This window comes from Exiguobacterium sp. s21, assembly GCF_018617975.1.
Lineage (GTDB): Bacteria > Bacillota > Bacilli > Exiguobacteriales > Exiguobacteriaceae > Exiguobacterium > Exiguobacterium mexicanum_A.
The window spans coordinates 19928-27286 of the sequence record NZ_JACSLF010000019.1 but is presented as its reverse complement, the minus strand read 5'-3'; the positions used below and the strand labels follow the sequence as shown (position 1 = coordinate 27286).

General features: G+C 39.4%; 6 protein-coding genes and 1 pseudogene. 4 read left to right on the top strand and 3 right to left on the bottom strand.

Going from position 1 to position 7359, the window contains the following annotated elements; genetic code table 11:
• Positions 1 to 419: 419 nt before the first annotated feature.
• Positions 420 to 803 (top strand): hypothetical protein, encoded by a 384-nt coding sequence (locus KNP06_RS14790; protein WP_029595509.1) that lies wholly within the window; start codon positions 420 to 422, stop codon positions 801 to 803.
• A 195-nt stretch (positions 804 to 998) separates the two neighbouring features.
• Positions 999 to 1127: pseudogene (locus KNP06_RS14785) on the top strand (ATP-binding protein); the annotation flags it as partial.
• A gap of 378 nt (positions 1128 to 1505) precedes the next feature.
• Here the strand turns inward: KNP06_RS14785 and KNP06_RS14780 are convergent.
• From KNP06_RS14780 to KNP06_RS14770, 3 genes are all read right to left on the bottom strand, one after another.
• Positions 1506 to 1898 carry a FixH family protein gene (locus KNP06_RS14780; RefSeq protein WP_029336184.1) on the bottom strand — a complete coding sequence of 131 codons (393 nt, stop codon included), beginning with the start codon at positions 1896 to 1898 and terminating at the stop codon, positions 1506 to 1508.
• 770 nt (positions 1899 to 2668) lie between these two features.
• Positions 2669 to 4006, bottom strand: coding sequence for a murein hydrolase activator EnvC family protein (locus KNP06_RS14775; RefSeq protein ID WP_029336183.1), 1338 nt, complete (start codon positions 4004 to 4006; stop codon positions 2669 to 2671).
• Positions 4007 to 4313: 307 nt separating this feature from the next.
• Positions 4314 to 5855 carry an N-acetylmuramoyl-L-alanine amidase gene (locus tag KNP06_RS14770; RefSeq protein WP_081828362.1) on the bottom strand — a complete coding sequence of 514 codons (1542 nt, stop codon included), beginning with the start codon at positions 5853 to 5855 and terminating at the stop codon, positions 4314 to 4316.
• A 384-nt stretch (positions 5856 to 6239) separates the two neighbouring features.
• Between KNP06_RS14770 and KNP06_RS14765 the strand changes: the two genes are divergently transcribed.
• Together KNP06_RS14765 and KNP06_RS14760 are read left to right on the top strand one after the other, a co-directional pair.
• Complete coding sequence (locus KNP06_RS14765) at positions 6240 to 6914, top strand: thioredoxin domain-containing protein (RefSeq protein WP_029595508.1); 675 nt, start codon at positions 6240 to 6242, stop codon at positions 6912 to 6914.
• Positions 6911 to 7330, top strand: a complete 420-nt coding sequence (locus KNP06_RS14760) for a disulfide oxidoreductase (RefSeq protein ID WP_029336179.1) — start codon at positions 6911 to 6913, stop codon at positions 7328 to 7330. The genes KNP06_RS14765 and KNP06_RS14760 overlap by 4 nt, the downstream gene beginning before the upstream one ends.
• Positions 7331 to 7359: the final 29 nt, after the last annotated feature.

Genomic DNA, 7359 nt, shown 5'->3' with positions numbered 1-7359 from the left:
CGAGTTGTGCTCACTGATATTCCAAAAAAATGAGCGACCACCTTCGGGCGATTGCTCATCATCATTCACCAACATTGCGTAAGAACCACTCCTATTTTGCATTACACACTTCGACGCCTTCCTGACCGGCTCCAAGAAGATTTTGACGACTTAAAACTTGTGAGCATGGATCTTCTTTGTGATGTGAAGGAAGGAGAACGCTTGACCCACCTCACCGTCTTTTTCAATACCAATATGATTCGACGGAATCGTCGTACATAAGAACAAAAATATTTGTATACATGTATACATGTAGATTTGTATACGCGTATACATGTATACATTTTTTAAAGTCGTCATTTCTGTAGTTTCATGAACAAGGACTGAACTGGCTCTGGACGGGGAATCGTTCTATAGCGAAGCGGAAGGGGGGAGACGTGATGGATGAGGGGCTGCTTGATGACTATGCGTTCGCTGGATTGGATCCGTTCGTCCGGACGGTGTTCTCGGAACTGATGGAACATCCCGAATGGATGCGTGTCGTCGACAGGGAACATTGCGTCGAGAAGGTCGTCCGGTTCGATGACGGACGGAACTCGCCTTACTTCCGGGTGCTGATCTATCTGGATGCAGAAGAGCGTCCGATCAAGAAAGTGTATCTATACGGGACATGGGTGGTGGCGGATGGAGAAGTCAGCTTCGTCGTCTCAGAGCTATCCAAGGGTGTATTCGAATATGAAGTGATGCATGTCCATTGGCTCATCAAGTATCGGTTCGAGGATTGGGGCGTGTCTGAAGACGGGGCATGGGAGAAGGAATGGTGATCCGGGCTCATGCGTGAGCGTCTAACGCCAGGAGGCGAAGTCGCTCATCGCACCGCTGCCCCCCTGACGGCCCGATAACAAGAGCTGCTGGCTCACCGCCGCATCTCTATGTTCCTGGCCCTTTCTAACGGGAGGCACGGAGCGTAAGGGCAACGTCAAAAGCAAGAGCGTGGGCGCGTCTAACGCCACGCGGAGTGGCATTCGAATCTAGGACAGGCCCAAATCGCGGACGCAATTCTCGACAGGATCGTACACGACTCCTATAAAATCCTGGTCGATGGCGAAACCTCAATGAGGGAACACCACGGGCTAGGGATAAGCTAAGATCTTGGCCATCGATGAGTCGATGGCCTTTTTCTTCATATTGACTCGCTCAGTCGTCCGCACTAGTGGCTCTCTGTATCCGCAATACTCAGCAGGACAAAAAACGCATCCTTCGAGTTTTTGAGGATGCGTTTGAGCAATGTGACTCTATTTGACTCGCGTTTATATTCCTACATATAAGCATACAACTGATGGTAGTTTCCAAGGTGGAGCGACGGAATGGACGTATCAGACATTGGAGCGGAAAGGATATATCATAAAATTGGTATTTTTCGAGCATATATCACAAGGTTGATGTTGTCGCGCGATTCAATAAAAACGAGTTTTTTCATCATGGATTAGCTCGTCTATATTATTAATTGTAATAATTAAAATTTATTATTTTACTAATATTTCGTTTTTGGGCATAGAATGATAGCTTCTTGCTGTCGTATGTGAATATATAAAGTATTTACCGGGCTCTTCAAAAATATAAGAAATTACATACAGTCCGTCTTGTTGATAATTGGCTTCAATTTTTTCGTGTTGGCTTTCCTCTTGGCCTTCTTTCCATATCTCGAATTCAACTTTATCCGCATCGTCTACTTTCTCGTTTCCTTGAGAAACAGTTGCTATAAGTTCAATAACTTCGTTTGCTTTTACTATTTCAGGATCTGTTTTAAATTGTACATCAATTAATTCTGGAATCACTTCAGGTCCATTATTGCTTACTGTACTTCCACAACCAGATAATACTAACAAAACAATCAACAGTGAAAAAAACCTTGCCATCTTTTTTCTCTCCTTTAAACGATTTAATATTAACATACACGAAAATGTGATGTATTGATTATTACATTAAAAGTGACCTGATCATGCAATCTTATTAGCTATCGAGCATAGACCCCATGTCACTTTTAAGGTTCAAGACTTTATAGAGCGTCGTATGCTCGATTGGTTTACTTTTCTATATAAAAAATAAAGAAATGTACATTTTATATATTAAGTTCAATTTTATATATTAAGTTCAAAAGATATTAATTGAACTTAATCCAAAAAGTTGGATCATGAAATAGATCATCTGGTGACTTCGACAACCTAGGTTTGAATTTGGACCTTCATATCCGTAAATTTATCATCGACCGTTAGACACGGCCTTAGTAACCTAAGGTTCGTCTCGACGTATATTGCCAGTTGAAGGTCATCAAAGGAGAGAAGAGTCTGTACTTCAAGATTGAATCGATTAAAGATTGTCTACCCATCCATATCGTTTTTAATATCTACATAGTGAATGTGTATGTCGCACCTGAGATTGTATTCCCCAGGCACTCGTAGGGGGGTGGGGGCACGAACGAAAGCTCATCCTAACTTTCTGAAGTTTTTCTTGCGAGTCAGTTAGCGTTTGGTCACCGAGACTTTAAAAGCTTTCGGACATAAAAATCGCCCCATAAAAATTAGATTATCAGGTCCAACTTTTACGGGGCATCTAATATTCTGTGGTCTAAATATTAAGTGATTTACTGAAGTAATTATATAGTGTTAAACAATTTCGCCTCTGAAATTCAGAAAAATTGGGATGGGTTGACTGTATTCCCTGCACTTGTAGCTGAGTACGAATAGTTTCCTCGATGGACTTCAAAGTGTAAATGAGAACCGGTCGAATTTCCGGTACTCCCCATCGCACCGATGTTCTGTCCTCGGGTCACACGTTGTCCGGCGGAAACGGACAATGAGCTCATGTGAGCATAAAGGGTAGTCCAAACTTGACCGCCTATGACATGCGTAATGATGACATGATTTCCATAAGGTCCACCCCAGCCTGCTCGAGTTACAGTTCCTGTTTGAGCAGCCATAATAGGAGTTCCTACTGGTCCAGCTGTATCTAGTGCATTATGGAAGCTGTAGCCATTGGCCCCGCCTGCTGGACCCCATCCTTGGGTTACGATACCTGAGGTTGGACGTTGAAAAACTCCGCCACTTGTTGGAGAAGCGAGTGAATCCGTAGTCTTTGAAGTGTTTACCACTTTCTCAGAGTTTGGTGATTTTTCGAGAGAGGCTTTATTCTCGCTGATTTCATTTTTTTCGGCACTTTTTGCTTCTGCAGCTTTACGCGCAGCCTCTTTGGTACGAATTTTAGCTTGTTCTTCAAGCCTTTGGGCTTCAATCTCTGCTTGAATTGATTTTTCTTGTTCTTGAAGCGTCGATTCCATTTGTTGCAAGCTTACCAATTTAGATGTGAACTGGATTTTTTCGGCCTCTAATTTTTTTATTTGAGCAGCCCGCACTTTAATTTTGCCGTTCAATTTTTTCTGACTATTCTCTAGCTCTTCTTTTTGACTAATAAGCTTATCTTTTTCAGTGTCCAATTCAGCTTTAGCAATTTGAAGCTTATTTTTTGTTGATTGATATTCTTTGAAAAGTTCTTGATCATTTTCTTGAATCGTCCCTGCGGTGATCATGCGTGAAACCAGATCACCAAAGTCTTTTGAACCAAAAATAAATTCAGCCCAGTTTATAGAAGAACCACCGTTTTTTTGCATCGTGACCATGCGTTCTTCCATCAATGTCTTTTGAGAGCTCATTTTTTTCTGGAATTCTTTAATTTGAGTTTGAATCTGAGCAATTTTCTTTTGGGTTGTCCGAATTTCAGCCTTCTTCTGGGTGACCTCATTGATAATATCCTGTAACTCGGATTCCAAGTCATTCAGTTTCTGTTCTTCGAGTGTGATATCTTGTTCACGCTGCTGAATTGACGTATTAGCTTTACGTTGCTCTGTAGAATTTTGCGCTTGCTTCTGCTGGATATTTTTTTGTTTTTCAGTCAAGTTTAAAGCGTAAGAAGGGGATGCGCTTTGAACTAACATAACACCAAGTAAAGTTGAAGCTATAATTTTTTTCATGGTAAACAATGTTGTTGCCTCCGTAACTTATCTCTATTATAAAAAATGCGTTGCTGGATAAAAGTATTCGTATCATGATTAAAACTCGAACCGGAATCATTGTATCAATATTACTTCACCATCTATATTTCTATTTCTTTTCATTTCTATGTCAGTTGTTCTTTTGAGTTTATTGTCATTCGAGTATATCAAGAGAAATACTTATAATGCCATTTTGATGAGGAAATGAATGATGACCACTGAATTTAGGACATTTTGTCTCAAATTCAGTGGTCAAATCGTTTGTTAGTATTTGTTTGGTGTTTATTTAGTAGTAACTCTTCATAAATTTATCAATTCCTTTGGCGGTTGCTTTGATCATGTTACTTCCCGACATATAGGAGCGATCTACTGAGTTAGCAATAAAGCCATATTCGATGAGAGTAGAAGGTACCGTGTTTCTTCCTACCACATAGACATCTTGTCGCTTAACGCCTCGATTTTTAAAATCTGGAACGTTCATGGCGATTTCTTGATTAATTACTTCACCTAATCTGCGGCTAGCGTTCGCATATGGATTTGTGGTGTACGCGCTAGAAGTAGGGACGAGTGCTTCATGACCTGTAGCGAAAGAAGGTGAAGAATTAATGTGGACGCTTATGAAAGCGTCAGCATCAAGCCTTTCTGATAGATTGGTCCGCTCAACAAGTGACAAGTATCTATCATTTGAGCGCGTTAGTTTCACTTCATAAAGCTCATAGTTTTTCTTTAGTTCGTCGGCCACACGATTAGCAATGTTTAGGGTGAGTACTTTTTCTTGAACTGTACCGTTTGAAGTCACTGCACCAGCATCTCCCCCACCGTGTCCAGCGTCAATTAAAATCACGTGTTTGTTAGCTGGAATCACCGGTGATTTTATAGGAGTTTTTCCGGTAAATGGTTGCACAAAACCAGATGATACGTAACCGACTTGATTGTTATATCGCACCTTGTACCAACTGGCGCTTTTCGATATGACAGAAATCGAAGTGCCTGAGGGAATTGTTGTCAAAATAGATCCGTAACGACTCGCTTGGTTACGTAAATTAAGATTTTCGATAGTAATATATGTTGGATAAGTGGATAAAGAATCCCCCGGTGCCACTTGCACTATATAATGTCGAGCAGGTGTGAATCCTGTAATACCGTTATACATAACTTTTAACCAAGAACCCGTTGTGCCCGATTTTCCTAGTACAGTCACTTCAGTAGATGCTGGAATCGTAATAAGGACCTTTGAGTTCACTAAAGACATGCTTGAGCGAATCTCGGTCGTTTGCTTACTTCGTGACTTCATAGCCGAGGGCGATATGGTTACATACTGACTTGCCACATAGCCTTGAGTCCCATTGTATGATACTTTATACCAAGGGCCTGAGGCAGCATGGTACATTAGTGGGCTGGACTTTGGGATAGTCATTAAAACGGGTGATTTGACAGATGGGCCCTTACGCAGATTTAGTGAAGTTTTAGTTTTATATATTGTGTTTATTGAACTGACTGAATTTTTAGGTATAGGTTTTGGCGTCACGTACTTCGTTGAGACATAACCGATTTTTGAATTAAATGAAACTTTAAACCAGGATTTATCTTCTCCATATACACCTATCTTCTTAATGGTTTTTCCTTTTGGAATCGTCAAAAGGACTTTGCTTTTTGAAGAGAACGAGGAACGCAAATTCAAATTTTCAGTTGTTATGAATAGAGATTCCTCTGCATGTACGACGTTTAGGACGTTAACACTAGTTAAAAGCTTAAAGGGATAGAAAAAAGAAGTTAATAAAGCCAAGGAAATTACTAAGCTTATTCGAAATTTATGTTTAGACTTCATAATAGACTCCTCATATGTAGTTTTTTTGGTTGTAAAGACCCATGAATGGTTTTTTACTATCTGTATGGTACTTATCCTTTAAATATTAGTCATTCTATGCAACGATTATTGGCTTTCGTCTATCTACAGTTAAAAGTTTTCTTGCCCTGTTTTAAAATGCACTATTATTAAGGGGAATAGACGTATTTTAAGAAATAAATTGGCCCTCCTTTCATCTGCATAAAAGTTTAGTTGCATGAATGTGTTAGAATGTAACTTGTTTGACTCATAGATTTCGTTTTTAGAAGTCCATGGATTCAATGTTGAAAAACTAAGGATACTCTAGTATTTTTAGCTATAATTCTGATAAAAGAAATAACGAATTTATAAAAGAGGTGAATTGTTTTGAAAACTAATCAACTATTGACTATTTTTACATCCGTATTAGTAATTGCAGTCTTAGCTTTTTTATTTTTAAATGATCAAAGTTCCGAAAAATCAAAGACTAAAATTGTTCAAGATGAAAAGATATCAGTTAATAATCAACCTACAATAGGTAAAAAGGAAGCGCCGATATCAATTGTAGAATTCGGAGACTATAAATGCCCTTCGTGTAAAGAGTGGGGTGAAACAATCTATCCTCAACTTGTAAAAGATTACATTGAAAGTGGGAAAGCTTCCTTTAGTTACATTAATGTTTTGTTTCACGGAGATGAGTCCACTTTAGCTGCCCTTGCATCAGAATCTGTTTACAAAAATCACCCAGAATCATTTTGGCAATTTCACAAAGCTATTTATGAAGCTCAACCTGACGTGCAAATACACGATAATCCATGGGTTACGGTGGAGAAAATGGAAGAGATTGCGACGAAGACTGTCCCTTCTCTAGATTTAAATAAATTTAGAGAAGACCTATCAAGTCGTTCTTCTAGATTAGAATCAGTTAAAATGGATGCGGCGCTCGTAGAAAAATACAATGTTACACTGACCCCGACGATTGCAGTTAATGGGGTCATCCTTGAAAATCCATTCGACTATACCTCTATAAAAAAACAAATTGAAAAGGAGCTAACCCAATGAGCGCTTCAGTAATAAACCGATATGGACTGTACCTCGCCTGGGTTGTTTCAATTACTGCAGTACTTGGAAGTCTATATTTTAGCGAAATTCGTGGTTTTATACCTTGTGAACTCTGTTGGATTCAACGTATCTTTATGTACCCAATAGCTTTGATTCTTGCAATTGCAGTTTTCAGAGAAGATAGCTCAATCAAATTTTATGTTCTCCCTTTATCAATAATCGGATTCTGTATCTCTTTTTACCACTATCTTGTACAAAAGGTGCCCGGCTTTTCGGAAGTCAGACCATGTGAACAAGGAGTTTCCTGTAATGCACAGTACATTGACTGGATGGGTTTTATCACAATTCCGTTTTTAGCGTTGACCGCCTTTTTTCTGATTACAGTCATTCTTGGACGAATCAGTACCAAACAGTAGTTTTTGATTTGGATTTGAAAAATGAAGAA

Bases quoted from the DNA above. Each gene is read 5' to 3' on its own strand.
- KNP06_RS14790 (WP_029595509.1), top strand. From the start codon at position 420: ATGGATGAGGGGCTGCTTGATGACTATGCGTTCGCTGGATTGGATCCG.
- KNP06_RS14775 (WP_029336183.1), bottom strand. From the start codon at position 4,006: ATGAAAAAAATTATAGCTTCAACTTTACTTGGTGTTATGTTAGTTCAA.
- KNP06_RS14770 (WP_081828362.1), bottom strand. From the start codon at position 5,855: ATGAAGTCTAAACATAAATTTCGAATAAGCTTAGTAATTTCCTTGGCT.
- KNP06_RS14760 (WP_029336179.1), top strand. From the start codon at position 6,911: ATGAGCGCTTCAGTAATAAACCGATATGGACTGTACCTCGCCTGGGTT.
- KNP06_RS14780 (WP_029336184.1), bottom strand. From the start codon at position 1,898: ATGGCAAGGTTTTTTTCACTGTTGATTGTTTTGTTAGTATTATCTGGT.